This window comes from Salinispora tropica CNB-440 (assembly GCF_000016425.1).
In the GTDB taxonomy this organism is placed as follows: Bacteria; Actinomycetota; Actinomycetes; order Mycobacteriales; family Micromonosporaceae; genus Micromonospora; species Micromonospora tropica.
Map to the genome: position 1 here is coordinate 2,613,242 of NC_009380.1, position 21,273 is coordinate 2,634,514.

The window sequence follows — 21,273 nt, forward strand, 5'->3', positions numbered from 1 at the left end:
ATCCATACATGAACTCGGATGATTGGCTACTTTGCGGCTCGCCGCAGCTTCGGGAGTCCCGGGCCTACATGGGGGCCGGCTCGACTCCCTCACCGTGCCCGGCAGCGAGCAGACCTTCATCGACAGGCGTCCGGCAAGCTCGCCCGCCGCCCCGAACTCGACAAGGCGCTCCTGGTCGCCCACCGGCCGGGGAACAGCTCGTGGTCACCAAACTCGACCGACTCATCCGCTTCCTCGAACACCTCATCGACCTGCCCGCCCAGCTGCAGCAGCGTGGCGTCGACGCTGCCATCCGGCGACCGCGTCGTCTGCGGCGGATCTTCTTCTCGGTACGAGGCCGTTGACAGGCTGGACCTCTACCTACCGCTCGGTGCTCTAGCCCGAGTTGACCACAGAGTCGGTGGCTTCCCTTTGATGAACAGAGCGGGGTGGACTCGCTCGCTGATGCTGACATAGCTGCCGACCGGCGGTATGCCACCGCCCTGCTGTCCTCTCCCGAAGGCTTGGACTACGGTCCCGCTACCGCCCGACACCGGGATGGGCGTGACGAGAAGTTGTCTACGCTGACAGCCATGATCGAGAGACCTACGCGGGGTTGGCGGCGTGAGGTGGCGACCCAGGAGGCGGCCGTTGCCGCCGGAGGTTTGGATCCGGTGGAGGCGTATGCCGCCGAGCTGTGGCCGGCGGACTTCACGGCGGCGGTCGACTCCGTCTTGGACGTGTACGAGCATGACGCCGCGGCCCTGGACCCGGTGGCGGACGAAGCGGTCTGGGTGGTTGTTGAACGAGTTGTGCTGGGGTTGAACGCTGCAGATGAGAATCATGGCGCTATCGAGACCGGGGAGCGCGAAGAGCTCGCCGAGTACATCGACGCCGTTCTGACGGATGCCGGCGTGGATGTCGCTGCTCTTACCGCTCGGCGCGGCCTCAGCCGCGCCGAGCTGACTGACTCCTGGCGAGACTGGTGATCATCAGCTGTGCTGGCGACTCATGCGTCGGCGGTGGTCAAGATCAGCCGGTGGCCCTGGTCCAGGACGGCGTGCGCGCTGTTCGGTAATGCCTATACACGCCCATGAACACTTTATGGGGCGTGTAGGGGCGAATGTGAAACTGTTGGATTGTCATCACCGGTGCCCGGTTGATGCCCGTGTGGGGTGCGGTGGTGGTGGAATCTCGGCGGGCGTCGGGGCGTTACACCCTGCGTACGGCCGAGGAAGCGCCCCGCTCCGGCGGGTGTCGCCTGTGCGTGTGCCCCGGGAATGATGGGGGCCGGCCGGTCGTTACACATGGACCCGGCGCCGTGCGCGTCCCCGTGAGACCCGCGGTCGCCGACTTTTCCCTGTTCTGTTGAGCGCCGGACGGTGCTTGCACCCCGCTCCCGACCCCCTTTTCGGGATGTGTGTGGGTGTCGACCCCCGAATGGAGCACACCTGATGAACACGATTCTGCGTCGTAGCGTCCTGGGTATCGCTGGTCTGGCCCTGTCCACCGGTGTCGTCGCCGGCCCCCTGACCACCTACACCGACAGCACCCCGGCCCCGGCTTCGGCCGCGGCGGTGCAGGTCGCGAAGCCGGACCTGGACACCCTGATCCCGCACGGCACCCAGGGCAAGCAGTCACGGATCAGCCTGGGTGACGAGCAGGTGTCGAACGTCAAGGCCATCATCGAGGCCACGAAGGCCGCCGGGATGGACGAGCGGGCCGCCGTCGTGGCGATCGCGACCAGTTTGCAGGAGTCGAAGCTGGAGAACCTGGGTCACCTGGGTGACCGCAACGACCACGACTCGCAGGGCCTGTTCCAGCAGCGCCCCTCCTCCGGCTGGGGCACGGTCGAGCAGATCACCGACCCCGCCTACTCCACCACCGCGTTCCTGGACGGTCTGAAGCAGGTTGAGGGTTGGCAGGAGATGCCGTTGACCGAGGCCGCCCAGACGGTGCAGGTGTCGGCGTACCCGTTCCACTACGCCCAGTGGGAGACCCAGGCCGCTGACCTCGTGGCCGAGCACTGGACCAGCTGACCCCACCACATAGACCTAACCCTCCAAGGGGGAAAGAGACTGTTGGCCGGCACCCGGTTCGGGTGCCGGCCAACAGTGCGTTTGACAGGGGGTCCGATCCGGCTCTTCCTGCGGTAGCACTCGCTATCCACACCATGTGGATAGAACATGTGTACGACCACGATCCGCCAGTCCGCCCACCCGCGTAGTGCACTGCACTGTTGATGTGACGTTCATATGGACCCGTGGAACGCTGAACCCGCGTTCAGCTTCGAGGGCACGCTGGAAGCGACGGTCTGTCTGTGGCGGCGGCACGATGAGGAACAGTGGCATGCCGGAGAGATCGACTTTCCTGACGGTGATGACCCGGACGGTGCCAGCCGTCTGTTCAAGGTGCTGGTAGAGGGCGCCCCGGCGGCGTACCATCGCTTCGCCGAGGACTACTACGAGACGGCCATCGACCTGGAGGCAGTCGGCGAGATTTTCGCTCTGCGACCGCTGACCAACGAGCTGGTCCGCCGCTTGAACGCAGATCGTGTGGTGACCGATCTTGCCGAGGATCTCGCTGAGATTGGCTACCCGTCCCGGCCGGTGTAGCGGTTCCAGGACCCGCTCGCGTAGCGAGTTGCGGTCGTCGGTGAACAGCCGGTCGAGCCGGGCGCGGGGGATGGCCTTGTCCCGGGTTCGGGTCATCTTGCGGCGTTCCCGGCACCGACCGGCATCTGTCGCCAGCGGTCTCGCGCAGCCGGCGCAGGATCTCGGTGGAGGTGGCGTGGGTGGCGGGGTCGTCGCAGAAGCGGTCGAGGAACGCGTCGACGGCGACGACGAGCACCATGGAGCGCCCGGAGGCCGGAGGCCAGAGGCAGGAACTCATTTAACCAGCGGCGGTTGGCATCGCCGTATCCGCATCGCTGCTGGTCATCAATACGGTGAGGGCCTGGTAGTCACCTGACCGGCGTCGGCGGCTGCGGCGTGAGGTTGCGCAGTTGCGGCGAGTACCCCAGCGGTACCAATCTGCCCTGGGCCGATCGGGAGGACTGAGCCCCATGAGCAGCGGTCGCACTGAACACCTTGGCCGACCTGATTACCAGGGCTCAGCCTGGCCACTCTGACCGCTGCGGGGCTTGCCAGGGTGGTCCTGGTCTGACGATCACTCGTTGTCGTTTCTACGGTAGGTGGTGACGGCCGAAGGTGCGAGCCCGCCGGCTGGGCGTCATTGACGCCCAGCCGGCGGGCTCGTCCGTCCTACGGGCAGGTCTTCCATGCCAGGTTGTATGTGGTGGAGATGGCTCCGTCGGTCGAGTCCATCGTCATGAAACTCGTTGTGGTGCTGGTGTCCGAGGTGCCGGCGAGGGCCCAGAGCTCCGTGTTGATGTTGAAGTTGCGTTGCTCGCCGCACGGGTGCCAGACCAGAGCGGCAACGTCCGTGACGTCGGTGGCCTGCCAGTTGTCCACCATCGGGCCGTCGAAGGTGTGGGTCGAGTAGGCCGTGGGTGACATCCCCTGGAAGTAGTAGTTTGCTCGCTCCACGCCGGTTGCCCCGTCTGCCAGGGCGGCGAAGCCACGGTAGTCAGCCTGGGCCACCGCGTAGGTGAAGCCCTGCGGGACGTGAACCCGCAAGTTGAGCTGGCAATTGCGGCGCCAGTCGGTCGGTTCCGCCCCGACCCCGACCTGGGCGATGAATTCGCTGTATGTGACAGTGAACGCGGTGTTGTCGGCCGACATGGCGATGGCGGCAGTGCCTGCCGGACAGCCGGAACCATTGACGGTGACCAGATCGATGACGATTTGACCGGGGGGCGGAGTCTCGGGCTCGGGGAATTCCACCACCGGGTTCGTGGGAACCAGCAGGGAGAGGATCATGCCTCCGGTTGCGAGCCAACTGAACATGAGGATCCTTCCTATGTGCCTCGGTGTGTGAACGGCGGTACCGGCTGGCGGTGGACCGTCCGGCACACGAGAGTCAGACATGTTCCGTGTCGAAGGGCAGTGGTGGAGGGGGCTCGGAGGACCAGCCGGACCGCGCATATGAGGATATGGACGACTGGGCGAGGGACCAGCGCCAATTCAGCGACCATTGCCTAATTTATGCAGATTGATGTCCTGGCGCGTCCGCTCGTCGCCGTGCCACACGACGATACGAGAGGTCGGACGCTATGTCTCTGCCGTGCGGACAAGGTGGATACGACCGATAGATTCCTCATCGCACGTCGTGAAATGATACATGTTTCATCATGGCTCGGACCGCTTGACGCGGCCGGTGGCTGCCGGAGCGGTGCCGGTCGTGGCGTACGTGCGGACGGTGAAGACGGCGTCCGGGCACGGGCGGTGCAGATCGTGTACTTCCAGCGGCGGGGGTCGCGGGACATCGCGCACATCAGGTCCGCGCACACCGATGCGGACCTGGAACTGCTGCGGGCGGTAGCACGGCAGCGGCTAGGCGGTGCCGGCGGGGAGTGGGGTGGTGCGGGTGGCGGTGAGGGTCATGTCCTGGTTCGGTTTCGGTTCGGTGGGCCGCCGGCAGGGCTAAGCGGCACGCAACTGTGCTGCGCAGCAGGCCCGCACCGTGTTCTTGAGTTCCTCGATCGGTGGCCCTCCGTCGCCTTGCCACGCGTCCTCGGTGCCGTAGAGCTGGCCTAGGGGAAGGTCGATCACCTCGTTGTCGTAGTCGGCGCGTGTGACGATGTCGTCGACTTGTTGGGTGACCCATAGCTCGCCTGCGCGTTCGGACAGGCACATCTCGGCCAGTTGACGGAATGCTTCGCTGGCTGCTGCCACGGTGGTGGACGGCAGCGTAGTTCCCAGCTCGGCCAGGGCGACCGGGAGTAGGTCGTTGACGGTGTGCGAGTCCTGGCCGTTGAGCCCGGCCAGTTCCCGTAGCGCTGGTCTGTCGTGGCCGTCTGCGAGCCATTGTGCGGCCCACCAAGGGACGTCTTCGGTGGGTGCGACGCCGAGGACGAACCAGGCAGCCACCGTGGTCGGTTCGGGGGTTCGCTGGTCGTGGTGGTGTTCAGTCATCGGTCGCGACCAGCAGGGTCAGGGTGCGCTTCATGCGGTCAATGAGTACCAGTTCGTGGAATTCAGTGTGGACGCCGCCCCAGTCGTGGAAGGCCGCAGGGCCGAGGTCGCGGAGCTTGTACACCCGGTCGGCGGTGCGCAGCCGCCGGTACGCCTCTGCCTCCAGGTCGGGTCGCAGGTGCTCCGGAAGCGGTGCGAGTTGTTCGGCCCAGGCGCGTAGGTGCCGCTCGGCCGCGTGGGCGTCAATCGGGTCGTAGCAGGCGGGCGTGATCCGCTCACGCCAGTATGGGCCGTGCCGTTCGGGGTCGCCACCGGGGTGGCCACCGGCGTAGTTGTTGCCAAAGCGCTCGTGGGCGATCAGTGACGCCAGGAGGGCGCCGTCGTCGCCCGCCGTTTCGGGTAGGCGGAAGTGTTGAAGGTCAACCCACTGGAAGGTGCCGTTGGCGAAGTTGGTGAAGGCGTGTGCGAGGTGCACAAGCCGGGCGGTGGCGGTTGGTGCTTCGTCCGCGCCGATGCACGGGGCGGGTCCTTTCGAGGCGAGCAGGCGTAGCTCGACCTCGTAGGTAAGATCGGCGTGCCATGTCACCTCGCCGGTGACCGTCGTGCCGATGGGTGGGACGACGTCGCGAGCTATCGCGGTGCTCTCGGCGTATCCCAGGGCGTCGGGCATGCCGTCGATGCGGATGAACACGCCGAACGGTTTTCGGGCGATGACCGTGCCCGTGACCCGTGCTCCGCGGGGCAATGCCTGCACGGTTGCCGGCCAGGCCGCCCGGAGTCGGTGCAGGTTCTCGTCGCGTGGGTTGGGCCAGGGGTACTCGGTCACGGCCGGCCCTGCTGACGGCTGGAGTCGAGCCACTCGGCGTCGTTCCATGCCACTGGCATCGCGCCCACCGGTTCGAAACGGATGGCCGGGTCGTTGGACTGCACCAGGCAGCACACGCGGTGCCCGATCAGTGCCGCTGCGCGGGCCTGGTCAGCGATGATGTCCAAGACGACCTGCGCCGTCCGGGGACAGCGGCGGGCGAAGGTGTCGTAGCCGGTAGAGACCAGCACCAGACCGGTGAGGGTGCCACGGGCGTCAGGCGTCTATCACGTGCAGGACCGCCAGCGCGGCGGTGGCGAGCGCGAACACCACGGGGACCAAGATCGCCGGGACTGGGTCCTTCGCACGGGCGTGGAAGACCGCTGCCCCGATCAGCAGCAGGGTCAGGCCGACCGCGGCAGCGACGGCGATCGGCCACCAAAGCAGGCCCAGCAGCAGGCCGGCGACGGCGATGATCTCCAGGCCGCCGATCACGCGGGTTCGGCCGGGGGAGACGCCCAGGTGGGCCATCCGCTCACGCATCTGGGCCTGGCCGGCGAGCTTCGGGACGGCCGCGGCCACGATCACCGCACTGAGAAGCAGGGTTAGGACGACGACGGGGATACCCACAACCTGTCCTTCGGGGGTAGTACGGATGATGTACGACCGTTACAGGGTAGGTCCTGGGGAAATCAGGTGTCGCCGCGGGCGCGACGATGGGCATCCACATCAGCACCACCCTGTTCGGTGTACGGTCAGTCAAGGCCCGTCCTGATTGCTGATGGCGAGCAGCGCATGAGTACACAACAGGAGTTCCGCGGCGGAGTAAACACTGTGCGCCGCCGTGGCGATGTCGTCCACCGGCCGGCGTCTCCGGCGGCGCCGGTCATCCACCGGCTCCTGCGGCATCTGCACGACCACGGCTTCCACGGCGCGCCGGAGCCCCGTGGTTTCGACAGCGAGAGCAACGAGGTGCTCACCTTCCTCGACGGTGAGGTACCCGAGACGCTCACGCCGGATCTGCGTACGGGCACGCTTCTCACCACCGCCGCCGAACTGCTCCGGCGTCTTCATGACACGAGTGCCATGTTCCGGACGCGTCCCGACGACCCCTGGCTCCTTCCGGCCCGGCAGCCGACCGAAGTGATGTGCCACGGCGACGCCGCCCCGTACAACTGTGTGGTGAGAGACGGGGCCGCTGTTGGCTTCATTGATTTCGACACCGCCCACCCCGGGCCCCGTGTCTGGGACATCGCCTACGCCGTCTACCGCTTCGCGCCGTTACAGGGACCGGGCAACCCGGAGAGTTTTGGGACACCGCAGGAGCAGGGACGCCGAGTCGGCGACTTCTGCCGGGCGTACGGGTCGCGGATCGGCGCTGAGATCATCGACGTCGTGCCGGACCGGCTGCAGGCGCTCATCACCGTCATGCGCGATCAGGCCAGCCGTGGCAACGAGGCGTTCCAGCAGCACATCGCGGACGGACACACCGATCTCTACGAGGCGGATATCGACTACGTACGGGCCCACCGCGACATCCTGCGCGCAGCCTTCGATGCAGGTTGAGGCCGGTGTCGACGTTGGCTCCCCCACGTCATCGGTGTCGGCTGCGGCCCGGGACACGGGGTGACGTGGAGTCAGGCCGCCTGATGCATGGCGAGCCACGCCAGCACCGTAGCAGTCTCTGAAAGAGCCACGAGGCGCTACCCGCTGTAGTCCAGATTCACCCTGTTGTTCCTGATAAAGAGGACGATTACTGACACGTCAGGGCCACCCCGGCCCAACGCCGATGTCACCAACCGGTCCACCGCCTGCTGGGGACTCGCTGAGGCCGCCAGAGTGGTGTGGAGATGGTCATGCGACACGTAGGAGCTGAGTCCGTCAGAACAGAGCAGGATCCGATCGCCGGGAGTCAGGGTCAACACGGTGATGTCGGCTGATCGGCCGTCGGGGCAGCCATCCAGGAAACGCGTCAGCCGGTCGGAAAGGTTGGGCACCTCGGCGGCGCCAGCGATCAGATGCCGGTAAAGGTGATCCTCCGTGATCTGGATCGTCCTCCGTCCCCGCCGAAGGTCCGGCGCCGGCAGGAGATAGGCCCGAGAGTCACCGACATTGGCCAGCGCGGCCGCCGCACCGGCACTGAGCAGGGCAACCAGGGTGGTGCCCATGCCCGCAAGGCCAGGATCGGCGGCAATACGCTGCCGCAGCGCGTTGTTCGCCGCACGCACTGCCTGTCCCAGCACGACCGGCAGTGCGTGCGGCTCCACCACCTCGTCGTATCGCCGCACCGCCTCGATCGCGGTGGCGCTGGCGACGTCGCCGGCGCCGTGGTTGCCGAGACCATCGACGACCGCGAACAGACGACGCCCCACATGAATGGCGTCTTCGTTGCGTCGCCGATCGAGCCCCACGTAAGAGCTCCCCGCAACGTCGATGCGCAGACTCACCGTTCCGTGTCAATCTCCGCGCGTACGTTGGTCACGTCGGGCCACGGTTCCCGCGCCGATTCATCGCGATGCAGGATGTGGAGGGTTTCGACCCGGTCACTGGCGACAACGCACTCGGTCACCTCGACCGGTTCACCATCATCACCAGAGGTACCCACCCGAATGATCTCCAGCACCGGAAGGCTCATCGGGATCTCCAGCAGGGCGGCCTCCCGCGTGCTGGGCATCCGTGCGCGGTGGATCTCGATCCAGGTGATCGGCCAGTGTCCGCCGGTCTCCAGCCGGTGTTGCCAGCTGCCCGGCCCGGCGGCAGGGGAGGCCAGCCCGGGCACGGTGGTAGCCCGAGGATGAATCCAGGAGGTACTGACCTGGAAGGGCGACTCCGCCTCGGGGCCAGTGACCCGAAACCGGCACATCACCCGGGTACCTGGCTCAACCTTGAGCAGCTCGGCGATGCGCGGATCGTTGAGGGGTTCAGGAGCCGTGACCGGCGGGATGTGCTGCCGCCACACCTCCGGGCGGGTAGCCGGTGGAAAGGAATAGCCGGTGGCAGCGGCGTTCCGCTTCACCAGGTCCCCCCGGAGTCGGCGTGGGCGGGCCGTTCCGTACCGCACGATGACCCCCGTTCCGGAACGCCCCAAACCTAGCCGTCCTCTACCCTTGTACACCCAGCAGTTGGCCGAGGTGACCGAACGCGGACTATCCGATGGCCTGACGGAACCGGTCGGCCAGGGTGGTAAGGCGGTCGACCGGTTCGTTGGCGAACACGATCCGCAGGTAGCGCGCGCCGCTGGGACCCCAGCCATCCATCGCCGTGACCGCTACCTTCGCCCGCTCGAACAGTAGTCCCGCCAGCGCGGCAGGCGTCAATCCCAGGGGCCGGGTATCCACGAGTAGCGACCAACCGCCATGCGGCCGAATGACCGGATAGTCCGAGAGTTGGTGCAGGACCGTGTCGCAGCGTCGCTGCCACTGTTGGGTGGCGGCGGTGACATCGGCGTCGGCGTCGGGTGCGTCGAGCGCTGCGGCAACCGCCCCCTGCGCCAGCCCAACCTGGCAGACCACATTGGTCAGGCCAACAAGCTTGATGTCGGTGAGGATGGCGGAGGGACCGACGACCCAACCGACCCGCCAGCCGATCAGCCGCAGCTCCTTCGATGCCGAACCGACGGTGATGGTGCGCCCGGCGAGGCCATCATGGGCTGCTGGGTGGCTCGGGCGGCGGCCGTCGAAGCGGATCCGCTCCATAGCCGCGTCGTAAACCAGCCAGACGTGGTGCCGTTCGCAGGCGTCGGACAACGCGGACCAGTGCGCGGCGTTGAGGACCAGACCGGAGGGCATGGCCGGGCCCATCATCAGAACCGCGGCGGTGTTGGGTCCAACAGCGCTGGCGAGGTGTTCCGGATCCACCGTCCAGCCCTCCGACGTGGGCTTGGCGGGCACGAAGCACGGCATCCCACCCGCAAGCCGAACCCGATTGGCCAGGCCAGCATAGATGGGGTCGACCAACACCACCTCCTGACCCGGTTCCACGGTGGCCAGCAGCGTGTTCAGGATGCCGTTCAGTCCACCGGCGACGCTGACGCACTCGGTGTCGGGGTCGTACTGCCGTCCGGCGATACGCGACACGTGAGCTGCGGCGGCCGCGCGAAGGGAGCGCCGCCCCTGGAAGGGGAGGTAGCTGTTGGCCGCGTCGTCGTCGATCGCGGCCCGGGTCGCGGCGACCGCCACGGCCGGCGGTTTCAGATCCGTGTCCAGATTCTCCAGCCGAAGAAAATCCGGGTCGGCGACCGCATCCGCGGCGTCGCCGACCACGTCGACGCCGATGCCCGGAATGTCGCGTAGGCGGCTGACGGTCATGTGACACTCCTCAACGTCTCACTACGTTCGCTCTACTGGAACGAACGTAACACTAAAGTGGTACACATGGATCTGGCGCGTACGGTCGGCTCGAATGTTCACCGGTTGCGAAACACCGCTGGCATGTCCCTGGCGGACCTGGCCACAGCCGGCGACATCAGCAAGACCACCCTGCACGGCATCGAGCAGGGGCATGGCAACCCGACCCTCAGCACCCTGTGGGCCCTGGCCACGGCACTGCGGGTGCCGCTCGGTGAACTACTGGAGACGCCCACCCCCCGCACCGACGTCGTACGCGCCGATGACCAACGACCACGCATCAGTGGGGACGCGGTCAGCGCCCGCCTGCTCCACCGCATCCGACTACACGGCACCGTGGAGGTCTACGACATCGACGTGGCCCAGACCACCCAGCACTCAACCGCCCACCTACCCGGCGTGCAGGAGTGCCTCATCCTCACCCATGGAAGCATCACCACCGGCCCCACCGACGCCGCCGTCACCCTGACCGCACACGACTCCATTCGGTTCGACGCCAACCACCGGCACCAGTACCAGGGACATGGCCAGCACAACCGAGCAGTTCTCATCATGCTGCACCCCGACACGTGAGGCGTTGACTCTTCCTACAGGTGAGCCCAACTATGTGCGCTCGGGTGCCGGAACGGCGTGTTCGGCGGCCCGGCTGACCTGCTCCCAGCCTGCCCAGGTGTCCAGGCGACGGCGGGAGATGTCGAAGGCCAGGTCGTAGACGGTGCCACCGAGTATCAGCCGTAGCGGCGGTTCGTCGCTGTCGACGAGCTTGAGCAGGGCTTCGGCGGCGAACCGGGGGTCACTGTCGACCGAGCCATCCGCCCACTGCGCCTGCACCTGGGCGCGGAGCGGATCGTAGGCCTCCATCGGTAGGGTGGTGGTCATACTCGTGTAGAGGTCGGTCCAGTATCCGCCTGGCTGCACGATGCTGACCTTGATGCCAAAGGCGGCAGCCTCCAATGCGAGAGCTTCGCTCATGCCTTCGAGCGCGAACTTGCTCGCGCTGTACATGCCCGTACTGGGAAAGCCGCCGAGGGCGGCAATGCTGGAGATCTGCACGATGTGGCCCATCCGCTGGGCGCGCAGGTACGGCAGGACAGCCTGGCAGACCCAGAGCGCGCCGTAGAGGTTCACGTCGAACTGGGCTCTCGCCTGCTCCTCGGTGAATTCCTCGATCATGCCCAGGGAAAGGGTGCCGGCGTTGTTGACGACGATGTCGAGCCGCCCAAAGTGTTCGACCGCGGTGGCGACAGCGGCGAAGACCGCCGTGCGGTCGGTCAGGTCCAACGGCAGGGGGAGTAGCCGGTCACCGTGGCGCTCGTCGAAGTCCTCGGAGGCGATGGTCCGAGCGGCCGCGACCACCCGATCTCCGCGTTCGAGCGCGGTCACGGTGAAGGCGCGACCCAGACCACGACTGGCGCCGGTAATGAACCAGGTGCGGGCAGTGGTCTCGGATAGGTCGCGCATGCGGTTCTCCTGTCGTCCACGATACCAAGACGAGACGTACCGTCTCGCAGGTCGACGGTACGCGACCCCCTCCTCTACCGCAAGACGATACGACCCGTCTCGCTACCGTATGATGTGCGGCATGGCACCGGACCCCAACCGTCGGAGGGAAAGCTCCCGACGGGCCATCCTCACGGCGGCGTTCGACCTGCTACAGGAGGTCGGCTACGCCAAACTCACCATCGAGGGCATCGCCGCGCGCGCCGGAGTCGGCAAGCAGACCATCTACCGCTGGTGGCCGTCCAAAGGCATCGTCATCTTCGACGCCTTCCTCATGCTCAACGAGGCCCCCGAGGGCGGGCCTCCACTGCTTCCCGACACCGGCGACCTGCACGCCGACCTGACCGCAGTGCTACGCGCCACCGTCGTGGAGCTCAACGACCCGCGCTACGACCAGCCGCTGCGCGCGTTGTCCACCGAGATCACGCACGACCCCGAACTGGCAGCCGCCTACGTCGAACGTCTGGACAAGCCCATGAGGCAAGCCAAGCGGCAACGGCTGCGCAGCGCCCAACAGGCAGGCCAACTCGCGGAGGACCTCGACCTCGACATGGCGGTGGACATCATCTGGGCGCCAGTGCTCAACCGCTGGCTACAGCGCAGCGGACCCCTCACCACCGAGTACGCCGACAGCATCGTCGCCATCGCCCTCGACGGCCTGCGCCCCCGCCGCCCGGGCGACTGAGTCGAACGGTCAACCAAGGCGTTCACCTCGGAGCATGACGAGCAGCCGCCAGCTTCACGATCGGCCGGCCCGCCCATCATCGAGATCACTGAGCTGATGGCGGGCGACCGGCTCGACCCCGGGCCTGCCACCATCCGTCACCTGCGTCATTCATTCGTAATATTTCTATCTCTCTATGCATGTAGCGTCCGAAGCGGGGGCGATTCACAAGGGAGACAGCCATGCGTAGGTACGCGACGGAGTTCGTCGGAACATACTTCCTGGTACTGACCATCGGCCTGGCCGTCACCACGATGAACGCCCTGGCGCCACTGGCAATCGGCGGGATTCTCATGGTCATGGTCTATGCAGGAGGGCACATTTCCGGCGCCCACTTCAATCCCGCCGTAACGCTGGCCGTCCTCATCCGTGGCCGAATAGGGCGAGCCGACGCCGGAGGATACGTCGTTGCCCAAGTCATCGGCGCCCTGGCAGGCGCTCTGACCAGCCGTCTCGTCCTCCACGACACCAAGCCGGTCGAACTGTCCCTGTCGGGACGAGAAATCTGGATGGCACTGGCGGTGGAAGCCCTGTTCACCTTTGCCCTCGCCTACGTGGTGCTCAACGTCGCCACCAGCCGCAGCCACCCGGACAACTCCTTCTACGGCCTGGCAATTGGGGGCACCGTGATGGTAGGAGCGGTCACCGTCGGCGGAATCTCCGGCGCCGCATTCAACCCGGCAGTGGCCATCGGCGGCGCCACCATCGGCCTCCTCGCCTGGTCAGCCATCTGGATCCACCTCCTCGCCCAAGCCGTCGGGGCAACGCTCGCGGCGACGGCCTTCCTGGCCCTCAGCGAGGAAGGCCGCGAACACATCCGACACCGGTAGGCCGACCCGCGGATTCCGATACCACCGGCCGTAGCGCTGTGGATCAACCCGACAACAACCCCGCCAGCACGCGATGAGTGCGATTCGCGCGCACCGCCGCCCGCTGTTGACCCGCCGTCACCTCGATGTACGCCTGGGATGACGCCAGCGACACATGCCCCAGTAGCCGCATGATTTCCGCCGCGCTCGCACCGTCCTCAGCCAGCCGCGTCGCGAACGTGTGCCGCAATGCGTGTAGCCGCGCCCCCTGGGGCACCCGGTCACCGATCCCCGCCCGCCGAAAGCACGAATCCACCAAGTACTGCAACCCACCCCGGCGCAGTGGCCCACCCCGCCGATCCATCAGCAACGGTGCGTCCGGACGCACCGTTGCGGATCCAAATCGGCGACGACAACTTTCCAGATAGTCCGCCAACACCTGGTCCAACTCCGGCTCCACCGGCACCACCCGCGGCCGCCCGCCCTTTCCGGCAACGTCAAGCCGTCGCTCACCGACCCGTCCGGCCAGGGACGCCACCCGAAGCGCCAGCATCTCGGCCAGCCGTAACCCTCCACACAGCGCCAACGCCAACACCGCCAGATCCCGCTGCGGCCAGGGGTCTCGCTGCCGACCATCGACACGGGCCACGGCCGTCAGCAACTGCTCGGGGGTGTCCGCCCCGCGCAGTGGCTTGGGCCGGGGTAGGGGTGCTCGAGGGCGTCCCACCGCGGGCATCGGGTTGCCAGCGACGACTCCGTCCGCGACCAGGAACACGAAAAAGCTGTTCCAGGTGGACCAGGCGCGATGCACCGACGCGGCGGAGCGGGTAGCGGCAAAGTGGGCGAACGCCGACCGCAGTGTGCGGGAGTGGAGCGCCGCCAACGGGAGGGCATCGAGGGGGAGGGGAGAGGTGAGCGCGTCGGCGGCGATGCTCGCCACGGTGCGCAGATCTCGCCGGTATGCCTCCACTGTGTGCGGGGAAGGCTTGCGGGTGGCGCGATCAGTCAGGAAGTCCTCGATCAGCCGTACCACTGGTTCACCCGACCTATCCTGCATAAGGAACATTATGCAGGAAACTCGCGTTCTGGGCAGGGTGGCGGAGGTGGGCGATCCGAGGACGTCCGGACGGGTAGCGAGTGCGGTAGCCGCCTGGGCCGGCTTCCGAGCAGCGCGACGGGGACGCGGGGTTGGCGCTGGGAGCCAACGGAGGTGCCGGGCGGTACGCACCTGCGGGATCGTTGCGCTGGCGTAGCCACCCGGCTACCGCGCATTGCCACCCGGCGACCGCCCGGAAGGTGCGGCACTCCCAGCGCAAGGTCCTCGATGCTGCGGTGAACAACCGCGCAGAAGCCGAACGACTCCGGCGCGCGCCTAGCCGGGTCCTGTTGTCGGAGGAGGCCGCCAGGCACCTTAGTTGACATAATGTACATTATCGAATGTTGCTCCGGTGCTCAGATCGACGGCGTGTGGGCCCCGCATGTCGGCCGGCACACCTACGGATCTGATGCCCAGCGCCGGCACGCGCTCACGGGCTGACATAGGCGGCGAGATGCTCGCCGGTACGGGTGCTCCGGCTGGCGACCAGATCGGCTGGCGCACCGTTGAAGACGATCCGGCCGCCCTCGTGGCCGGCTCCGGGGCCGAGATCGATGATCCAGTCGGCGTGCGCCATAACCGCCTGGTGATGCTCGATGACGACGACCGACCGGCCGGTGTCAACCAGCCGGTCGAGCAGTCCGAGGAGTTGCTCGACGTCGGCGAGGTGTAGGCCGGAGGTCGGCTCGTCCAGGATGTAGATCTCACCCCTGTCGCCCATCTGGGTGGCGAGTTTCAGCCGCTGTCGTTCGCCCCCGGAGAGCGTGTTGAGGGGTTGGCCGAGACTGAGATAGCCGAGCCCGACATCGGCAAGTCGGTCAAGTATCCGGTGTGCGGCCGGGGTGCGCGCCTCGCCAGCGCCGAAGAACTCTCGGGCCTCGGCGACCGGCATCGCGAGCACTTCGGCGATGTTCTGGCCACCGAGTGAGTACTGCAACACCGAGGCTTGGAAGCGCTTGCCCTGGCACTCCTCGCAGGTGGACTCGACGGAGGCCATGACGCCCAGCTCGGTGTAGATGCTGCCGGCGCCGTTGCAGGTGGGGCAGGCGCCCTCGGAGTTGGCGCTGAACAGGGCTGGTTTGACGCTGTTGGCCTTGGCGAACGCCTTACGGATCGGGTCGAGCAGGCCGGTGTAGGTGGCCGGGTTGCTTCGTCGGGAGCCGCGGATGGCGCCCTGGTCGATCATGACTACGCCGTCACGGCCGGCGACGGATCCGTGGATCAGTGAACTTTTGCCGGAGCCGGCGACGCCGGTGAGGACGCAGAGCACGCCGAGTGGGAGGTCAACGTCGATGTTGCGGAGGTTGTGCGTCGTTGCGCCACGAATCGGCAGGGTGCCGCTGGGTGTGCGCACCGACGGCTTCAGGGTGGCGCGGTCGTCGAGGTGTCGGCCCGTGGTGGTGGCGCTGTGGCGTAGACCCTCCAGGGTGCCTTCGAAGCAGACGGTGCCGCCAGCGGCACCAGCGCCGGGGCCGAGGTCGACGACGTGGTCGGCGATGGCGATGGTCTCTGGTTTGTGTTCGACGACGAGGACGGTGTTGCCCTTGTCCCGTAGGCGTAGCAGCAGGTCGTTCATGCGGCGGATGTCGTGCGGGTGCAGGCCGATGGTGGGCTCGTCGAAGACGTAGGTGACGTCGGTGAGTGCGGAGCCAAGGTGACGGATCATTTTGGTGCGTTGGGCCTCTCCCCCGGACAGGGTTCCGGTGGGTCGGTTGAGGCAGAGGTAACCGAGGCCGATCTCGGTGAAGGAGTCGAGGAGGTGGCGTACGCCGGTCAGTAGTGGGGCCACGGTCGGTTCGTCGAGGTCCCGTAGCCAGCTGGCCAGGTCGCTGATCTGCATGGTGCACAGGTCGGCGATGCTCTGGCCGTTGATCTTGGAGGAGCGGGCTTCGGTGCTCAGTCGGGTGCCGTCGCACTCGGGGCAGGTGGTGAAGGTGACGGCGCGCTGCACGAAGGTGCGCAGGTGTGGTTGGAGTGAGTCCACGTCCTTGGACAGCATGGACTTCTGGATGCTCGGGATCAGGCCGGTGTAGGTCAGGTTGATGCCGTCGATCTTGACCTTGGTGGGTTCCCGGTGGAGCAGGTCGTGTAGCTCCTGTTGGGTGTACTTGCCGATCGGCTTGTCGGGGTCGAAGTAGCCGCAGCCGCGCAGGATGCGGCCGTACCAGCCCTCCATGCTGTAGCCGGGGATGGTCAGTGCGCCCTCGTTGAGGGTGCGGCTGTCGTCGTAGAGCGCGGACAGGTTGAAGTCGGTGACTGCGCCCATGCCCTCGCAGCGGGGGCACATGCCGCCGACTCGGGTGAAGGTGGCCTTTTCGGTTTTCGGGCGGCCGCCGCCGCGTTCGATGGTGACCGCGCCGCTGGCGGTCACCGAGGGCACGTTGAAGGAGTACGCGTTGGGTGAGCCCAGGTGTGGTTGGCCGAGCCGGCTGAACAGGATACGTAGCATGGCGTTGGCGTCGGTGGCGGTGCCGACGGTGGAGCGTGGGTTGGCGCCCATCCGTTCTTGGTCGACGATGATGGCGGTGGTCAGGCCTTCGAGGAGGTCGACCTCGGGTCGGGACAGGGATGGCATGAACCCCTGCACGAACGCGCTGTAGGTTTCGTTGATCATCCGCTGGGACTCGGCGGCGATGGTGGCGAACACCAGGGAGCTCTTGCCGGAGCCGGAGACGCCGGTGAAGACGGTGAGTCGACGCTTGGGAATGTCGACGCTGATGTCTTTGAGGTTGTTCTCGCGTGCGCCGTGTACGCGGATCAGGTCGTGGCTGTCGGCGATGCGCGGCCCGGGTGGCTGGTCATCCGGGCTGGTGGCCGTGCTCATCGGGTCTCCTGTTGTCGGGTGCCGGCTGGGTTTGTTCGGTGGCTCCTGTTGCTGTGGGTCCGGTTGCTGGTGGTCAGAGGCCGCCGCTGACGCGGAGGATGGTGCCGGTGGTGTAGCTGGCGTCGGGTCCGAGTAGCCAGGCGATGGCGGCGGCGACTTCGTCGGGTTCGCCGGCGCGTCCGAGTGGGATGCGGGCGGCGGCCTGATCGGCCCGGTCGGGCTGGCCGGAGTGGGTGTGGATGTCGGTGCGGATGATGCCGGGGGCGACGGCGTTGACGCGGATGCCGTGGGGGGCAAGCTCCTTGGCCAGTCCGATGGTGAGGGCGTCGGTGCCTGCTTTGACGGCGGCGTAGTGGACGTATTCGCCGGGCGCGCCGAGGGTGGCGGCGGCAGAGGAGATGTTGACGATGGCGCCACCGGTGGGCATCCGCCGGGCGGCCTGTTGGGCGGCGAGGATGTAGCCGATGAGGTTGACGTCGACGACGTGGCGTAGGTCGGTGGGGTCGAGGTCGACGAAGGGGCCGATGAGGCTGGTGACGCCGGCGTTGTTGACCAGGCCGGTGAGGTCGCCGAGGTCGGCGGCGGCGGTGAACAGGGTGGCGAGTTGGTCGGGGTCGCGGGTGTCGGCGGGTACGGCGATGGCGGTGGCGCCGATGGCGTGTAGCTCGGCGAGGACGGTGTTGGCGGCGGTGTGGTCGCGTTGGTAGGAGAAGGCGATGTGGTGGCCGGCGTGGGCGAGGCGGCGGGCGGTGGCGGCGCCGATGCCGCGGCTGCCGCCGGTGATGACGGTGACCGGATTCAACGGGCTTCTCTCCTGGTCTGGCGGGTGTGTGGCGAGGCTACCGCGGTGGTGTGATGGGGCGGCGCATCTTGGTTGGTCGGCGGCTGGTATCAAGTACTGCTGTCGGACAGGTGTACGGGAGAGGGCGTGATGTCGGGGCAGGGTTTGTCCACCGAGGAGGTGGCGGGTATCCGGGAGGCGGTTGCCGCGGGCCGGAAGCCGAAGGTGGTGTTTACCGCGTCGGCGGGGCAGATCGCGGGGCAGGTGGGTCAGGTCGTGGCGTTGACCGATCCGGAGGTCTCTGACGAGTTCGTGGTGGTGCGGTTCGGGCGGGACGAGTTGCCCTTCTCCCCCGTTGATGTGGCGGTGGCGCCGCGTGGGGCGGGGCGGAGGGGCTCGTCGGCGGAGCGGTCGGCTGGGGAGCCGCTGGCGGCGGAGCCCGTGGTGTCGCCGGAGCCGGAGTTCGTGTTGGACACGCCGCCGCCGTCGCGGGCGGTCGGGGAGGATTCGTCGGCCCGGCCGGTGGAGTCGGCGAAGCCGGCGCGGCGGGCGGTGAAGTCGGCGAAGCCGGCTAAGGCGAAGGGGCCGGCGGGGCTGACGGTGACGTTGGCGTACGCCGAGGGTGAGTGGACGGTGGCGGCGCAGCAGGGGGCGAAGGTGCTTGCCAAGCCGTATGTGGTGAAGCCGGCGGAGGCGCTGCGGATGGTCGGGCTGGTGGATGTGTCGGGGGTGCAGGAGGCGGTGGAGCAGATTCTCGCCGCGGAGCGGGCCCAGGCGGAGCAGCAGGCGGAGCAGCTGCGTTCGGAGTTGGCGGAGGTGGAGGCGCGGCTGGCGGAGCTGCGGGAGGCGGGCTGAGTCCCACGACGACGGTCGCCCGTCCCCGGGGTTGCGGGGGCGGGCGACCGTCGTTTTTGGGTGGGGTGTCAGTGTCGCGGGATGTGGGCTACGCCGATGCGCTTGCGGAACACCCAGTAGGTCCAGCCCTGGTAGGCCAGCACGATCGGGGTGAAGATCACCGCCACCCAGGTCATGATGGTGAGGGTGTAGGGGGTGGAGGCGGCGTTGGTGGCGGTGAGGGTGCCGGCGGCGTCCAGGGTGGACGGCAGCACGTTCGGGAACAGGGCGGTGAACAGAGTTGCCACTGCCAGGCCGATCGCGGCGGCGGTGCCGGTGAAGGCCCATCCTTCCCGGCGGGCGTAGGCGGCGGCGAGGCCGCCGAGCAGGGCCACGGCGGCGGCGACGGCGAGGGCGACGGCGGCCGTGTTGGCGCGGATGGTCAGGGTCCAGGTGAGGAACGCGACGGCGAGTACGGCGGTGGCGACACCGACGCGGACTGCGAGGGCGGCGGCACGGTGGCGGACGTCGCCGACGGTTTTGAGGGCGATGAACACGGCACCGTGGGTGAGGAACAGGGCGGCGGTGGTGACGCCGCCGAGGAGCGCGTAGGGGTTGAGGAGGTTGAGGAGCCCGCCGGCGTATTCGTGGTCGGCGGTGAGGGGCACGCCGCGCAGGATGTTGGCGAATGCGACTCCCCACAGGACGGCGGGGAGTAGGGATCCGAAGAAGATGGCGTGGTCCCAGCGACGTTTCCAGGATGCCTCGGGGCGCTTGTTGCGGTATTCGAAGGCGACGCCGCGGGCGATCAGGGCGAGCAGGATGAGTAGGAGCGGTAGGTAGAAGCCGGAGAAGAGGGTGGCGTACCACTCGGGGAAGGCGGCGAACATGGCGCCGCCGGCGGTGATCAGCCACACCTCGTTGCCGTCCCAGACCGGGCCGATGGTGTTGATCAGGACGCGGCGTTCGCGGTCGTCGCGGCCGAGGACCGGCAGGAGCATGCCGACGCCGAAGTCGAAGCCCTCGAGGATGAAGTAGCCGGTGAACAGCACGGCGACGAGGAGAAACCAGATGGTGGTCAGGTCCATGTGGGGGCTCCGCAGCTCAGTAGGCGAAGGCGAGCGGGCGCTCGGCGTCGTCGGTGTCGTCGGTGTCGGGGTCCGGTGTCAGGTCGGGTACGCCGGCCTTGGCGTAGCGGATGAGGAGTTTGAACTCGATGACGGCGAGGGCGGCGTAGATGAGGGTGAAGGCGGTGAATGAGGTGAGGACTTCGGTCATCGACACGCTGCGGGAGACGCCGTCGCGGGTGAGCATTTCGCCGAAGACGATCCAGGGCTGACGGCCCATCTCGGTGAAGATCCAGCCGAAGGAGTTCGCGGCGAGTGGTAGGAGGGGCATGGCAAGTCCGGCGCGGAGTAGCCAGCGGCTGGTGGGGGTGCGGCCCTTGCGTTGGCTCCAGAGCACCAGGAGGGCGATCGCGGCGGCGGCCAGCCCGAAGGCGATCATGAGCCGGAAGCTCCAGTAGGTGATCGGGATGATCGGGGTGTAGCTGCCGGCGCCGTACTGGGCGGTGTACTGGGCTTGGAGGTCGTTGATGCCGCTCACGGTGCCGTTGGGGTCACCGGTGCTCAGGTAGGACAGCAGGTAGGGGATCTTCAGGGCGAAGAGTTCGCGGCTGCCGTCGAGGCTGCCGACGGTGAACACGGAGAACGAGGCCGGGCTCTCGGTGTTGTAGAGGCCTTCGGCGGCGGCCATCTTCATGGGCTGCACCTGGGTCATGATCTTGCCTTGGATGTCGCCGGTGATCAGGACGGCGGCGGTGGAGATCAGGGTGACCCAGGATCCGAACTTGGCGGCGAACCGGTAGGCCGGGGTGTCCGCGGAGTCCCGGTTGCGGATCAGGTGCCACAGGGCGACGGCGACGAGGAGGGAGCCGGCCACGAGGAACGCGCCGGCGATGGTGTGCGGGAAGGTGATCAGGGCGACCTTGTTGGTCAGGACGGCGACGAAGTCGGTCAGTTCGGCGCGACCGGTGTCGGGGTTGATCTGGTAGCCGACGGGGTTCTGCATGAACGAGTTCGCGGCGAGGATGAAGTAGGCCGACAGGTTGGTGCCGATGGCGGCGGCCCAGATGGTGGCTAGGTGTAGGCGTTTGGGTAGCCGGTCCCAGCCGAAGATCCAGAGCCCGATGAAGGTGGATTCGAGGAAGAAGGCGACCAGGGCTTCGATGGCCAGGGGGGCGCCGAAGATGTCGCCGACGAAGCGGGAGTAGTCGCTCCAGTTCATGCCGAACTGGAATTCCTGCACGATGCCGGTGACCACGCCCATCGCGAAGTTGATCAGGAAGAGTTTGCCGTAGAACTTGGTGAGTTTGAGGTATTTTTCGTCGCCCGTGCGGTACCAGAGCGTTTGCAGGATGGCGACGAGGACGGACAGGCCGATGGTTAGCGGCACGAACAGGAAGTGGTAGACGGTGGTGACACCGAACTGCCAACGGGCGACGTCTAACGCGTCCACCTGTGACCCCCAGATCTACGGA

At 67.3% G+C, this 21,273-nt stretch carries 21 protein-coding genes and 3 pseudogenes; 10 read left to right on the forward strand and 14 right to left on the reverse strand.

Annotated features, from left to right (window positions below; all coding sequences use genetic code 11):
* The first annotated feature begins 200 nt into the window (after positions 1-200).
* The 4 genes and pseudogenes from STROP_RS25710 to STROP_RS11665 form a co-directional block, all read left to right on the forward strand.
* The gene (locus STROP_RS25710) at positions 201-344 is read left to right on the forward strand and encodes a hypothetical protein (protein WP_018830165.1); all 144 of its coding nucleotides are present in this window, start codon (positions 201-203) and stop codon (positions 342-344) included.
* A gap of 228 nt (positions 345-572) precedes the next feature.
* Positions 573-968, forward strand: coding sequence for a hypothetical protein (locus tag STROP_RS11655; protein ID WP_012013547.1), 396 nt, complete (start codon positions 573-575; stop codon positions 966-968).
* A gap of 465 nt (positions 969-1,433) precedes the next feature.
* Positions 1,434-2,018 (forward strand): hypothetical protein, encoded by a 585-nt coding sequence (locus tag STROP_RS11660; protein WP_012013548.1) that lies wholly within the window; start codon positions 1,434-1,436, stop codon positions 2,016-2,018.
* Between the two features lie 234 nt (positions 2,019-2,252).
* Positions 2,253-2,594: pseudogene (locus tag STROP_RS11665) on the forward strand (hypothetical protein); the annotation flags it as partial.
* A 648-nt stretch (positions 2,595-3,242) separates the two neighbouring features.
* Here STROP_RS11665 and STROP_RS11670 read toward each other — a convergent pair.
* Positions 3,243-3,887 carry a DUF4360 domain-containing protein gene (locus STROP_RS11670; protein ID WP_012013550.1) on the reverse strand — a complete coding sequence of 215 codons (645 nt, stop codon included), beginning with the start codon at positions 3,885-3,887 and terminating at the stop codon, positions 3,243-3,245.
* A 394-nt stretch (positions 3,888-4,281) separates the two neighbouring features.
* Here STROP_RS11670 and STROP_RS26370 point away from each other — a divergent pair.
* Positions 4,282-4,436: pseudogene (locus STROP_RS26370) on the forward strand (IS1634 family transposase); the annotation flags it as partial.
* Positions 4,437-4,523: 87 nt separating this feature from the next.
* On the opposite strand, the gene STROP_RS11675 reads toward STROP_RS26370, so the two are convergent.
* The 4 genes and pseudogenes from STROP_RS11675 to STROP_RS11690 form a co-directional block, all read right to left on the reverse strand.
* Complete coding sequence (locus tag STROP_RS11675) at positions 4,524-5,015, reverse strand: hypothetical protein (RefSeq protein WP_012013551.1); 492 nt, start codon at positions 5,013-5,015, stop codon at positions 4,524-4,526.
* Positions 5,008-5,841 (reverse strand): hypothetical protein, encoded by an 834-nt coding sequence (locus STROP_RS11680; protein WP_012013552.1) that lies wholly within the window; start codon positions 5,839-5,841, stop codon positions 5,008-5,010. Before STROP_RS11680 ends, STROP_RS11675 begins: the two co-directional genes overlap by 8 nt.
* Positions 5,838-6,080 (reverse strand): annotated as a pseudogene (locus STROP_RS11685) (hypothetical protein); the annotation flags it as partial. The gene STROP_RS11680 and the pseudogene STROP_RS11685, both read right to left, overlap by 4 nt.
* A 16-nt stretch (positions 6,081-6,096) precedes the next feature.
* Entirely contained in the window at positions 6,097-6,450 is a 354-nt protein-coding gene (locus tag STROP_RS11690) for a DoxX family protein (protein WP_012013554.1), read from the reverse strand.
* Between the two features lie 165 nt (positions 6,451-6,615).
* On the opposite strand from STROP_RS11690, the gene STROP_RS11695 reads away from it, so the two are divergent.
* Entirely contained in the window at positions 6,616-7,386 is a 771-nt protein-coding gene (locus tag STROP_RS11695; RefSeq protein ID WP_012013555.1) for a phosphotransferase, read from the forward strand.
* Between the two features lie 137 nt (positions 7,387-7,523).
* Here STROP_RS11695 and STROP_RS11700 read toward each other — a convergent pair whose 3' ends face one another.
* From STROP_RS11700 to STROP_RS11710, 3 genes are all read right to left on the reverse strand, one after another.
* A complete protein-coding gene (locus STROP_RS11700; protein WP_050764996.1) occupies positions 7,524-8,267 on the reverse strand; it encodes a PP2C family protein-serine/threonine phosphatase in 744 nt (247 codons plus the stop codon).
* Positions 8,264-8,836 carry a UTRA domain-containing protein gene (locus tag STROP_RS11705; protein ID WP_026275804.1) on the reverse strand — a complete coding sequence of 191 codons (573 nt, stop codon included), beginning with the start codon at positions 8,834-8,836 and terminating at the stop codon, positions 8,264-8,266. Before STROP_RS11705 ends, STROP_RS11700 begins: the two co-directional genes overlap by 4 nt.
* Before the next feature lie 130 nt (positions 8,837-8,966).
* Positions 8,967-10,127: a pyridoxal phosphate-dependent aminotransferase gene (locus STROP_RS11710; RefSeq protein ID WP_012013558.1), complete on the reverse strand. Its 1,161-nt coding sequence runs from the start codon at positions 10,125-10,127 to the stop codon at positions 8,967-8,969.
* 66 nt (positions 10,128-10,193) lie between these two features.
* On the opposite strand from STROP_RS11710, the gene STROP_RS11715 reads away from it, so the two are divergent.
* Positions 10,194-10,739, forward strand: a complete 546-nt coding sequence (locus STROP_RS11715; protein ID WP_028680547.1) for an XRE family transcriptional regulator — start codon at positions 10,194-10,196, stop codon at positions 10,737-10,739.
* Positions 10,740-10,769: 30 nt separating this feature from the next.
* Here STROP_RS11715 and STROP_RS11720 read toward each other — a convergent pair whose 3' ends face one another.
* Positions 10,770-11,627 (reverse strand): SDR family oxidoreductase, encoded by an 858-nt coding sequence (locus STROP_RS11720; RefSeq protein WP_012013560.1) that lies wholly within the window; start codon positions 11,625-11,627, stop codon positions 10,770-10,772.
* 121 nt (positions 11,628-11,748) lie between these two features.
* On the opposite strand from STROP_RS11720, the gene STROP_RS11725 reads away from it, so the two are divergent.
* Together STROP_RS11725 and STROP_RS11730 are read left to right on the forward strand one after the other, a co-directional pair.
* A complete protein-coding gene (locus tag STROP_RS11725) occupies positions 11,749-12,351 on the forward strand; it encodes a TetR/AcrR family transcriptional regulator (protein ID WP_028565527.1) in 603 nt (200 codons plus the stop codon).
* A gap of 221 nt (positions 12,352-12,572) precedes the next feature.
* Positions 12,573-13,220, forward strand: coding sequence for an MIP/aquaporin family protein (locus STROP_RS11730; protein WP_012013562.1), 648 nt, complete (start codon positions 12,573-12,575; stop codon positions 13,218-13,220).
* A gap of 43 nt (positions 13,221-13,263) precedes the next feature.
* On the opposite strand, the gene STROP_RS11735 is transcribed toward STROP_RS11730, so the two are convergent.
* The 3 genes from STROP_RS11735 to STROP_RS11745 form a co-directional block, all read right to left on the reverse strand.
* On the reverse strand, positions 13,264-14,256 hold the full coding sequence (locus STROP_RS11735) for a tyrosine-type recombinase/integrase (protein WP_028568807.1): 993 nt from the start codon (positions 14,254-14,256) through the stop codon (positions 13,264-13,266).
* A gap of 469 nt (positions 14,257-14,725) precedes the next feature.
* Entirely contained in the window at positions 14,726-17,119 is a 2,394-nt protein-coding gene (locus STROP_RS11740) for an ATP-binding cassette domain-containing protein (RefSeq protein ID WP_012013564.1), read from the reverse strand.
* Between the two features lie 73 nt (positions 17,120-17,192).
* Positions 17,193-17,921: an SDR family NAD(P)-dependent oxidoreductase gene (locus STROP_RS11745; RefSeq protein ID WP_012013565.1), complete on the reverse strand. Its 729-nt coding sequence runs from the start codon at positions 17,919-17,921 to the stop codon at positions 17,193-17,195.
* A gap of 129 nt (positions 17,922-18,050) precedes the next feature.
* On the opposite strand from STROP_RS11745, the gene STROP_RS11750 reads away from it, so the two are divergent.
* Entirely contained in the window at positions 18,051-18,755 is a 705-nt protein-coding gene (locus STROP_RS11750) for a hypothetical protein (protein ID WP_050765064.1), read from the forward strand.
* Between the two features lie 68 nt (positions 18,756-18,823).
* On the opposite strand, the gene cydB is transcribed toward STROP_RS11750, so the two are convergent.
* Positions 18,824-19,822, reverse strand: coding sequence for a cytochrome d ubiquinol oxidase subunit II (gene cydB / locus STROP_RS11755; RefSeq protein WP_012013567.1), 999 nt, complete (start codon positions 19,820-19,822; stop codon positions 18,824-18,826).
* A 16-nt stretch (positions 19,823-19,838) separates the two neighbouring features.
* On the reverse strand, positions 19,839-21,251 hold the full coding sequence (locus STROP_RS11760; RefSeq protein ID WP_012013568.1) for a cytochrome ubiquinol oxidase subunit I: 1,413 nt from the start codon (positions 21,249-21,251) through the stop codon (positions 19,839-19,841).
* Between the last annotated feature and the right edge of the window lie 22 nt (positions 21,252-21,273).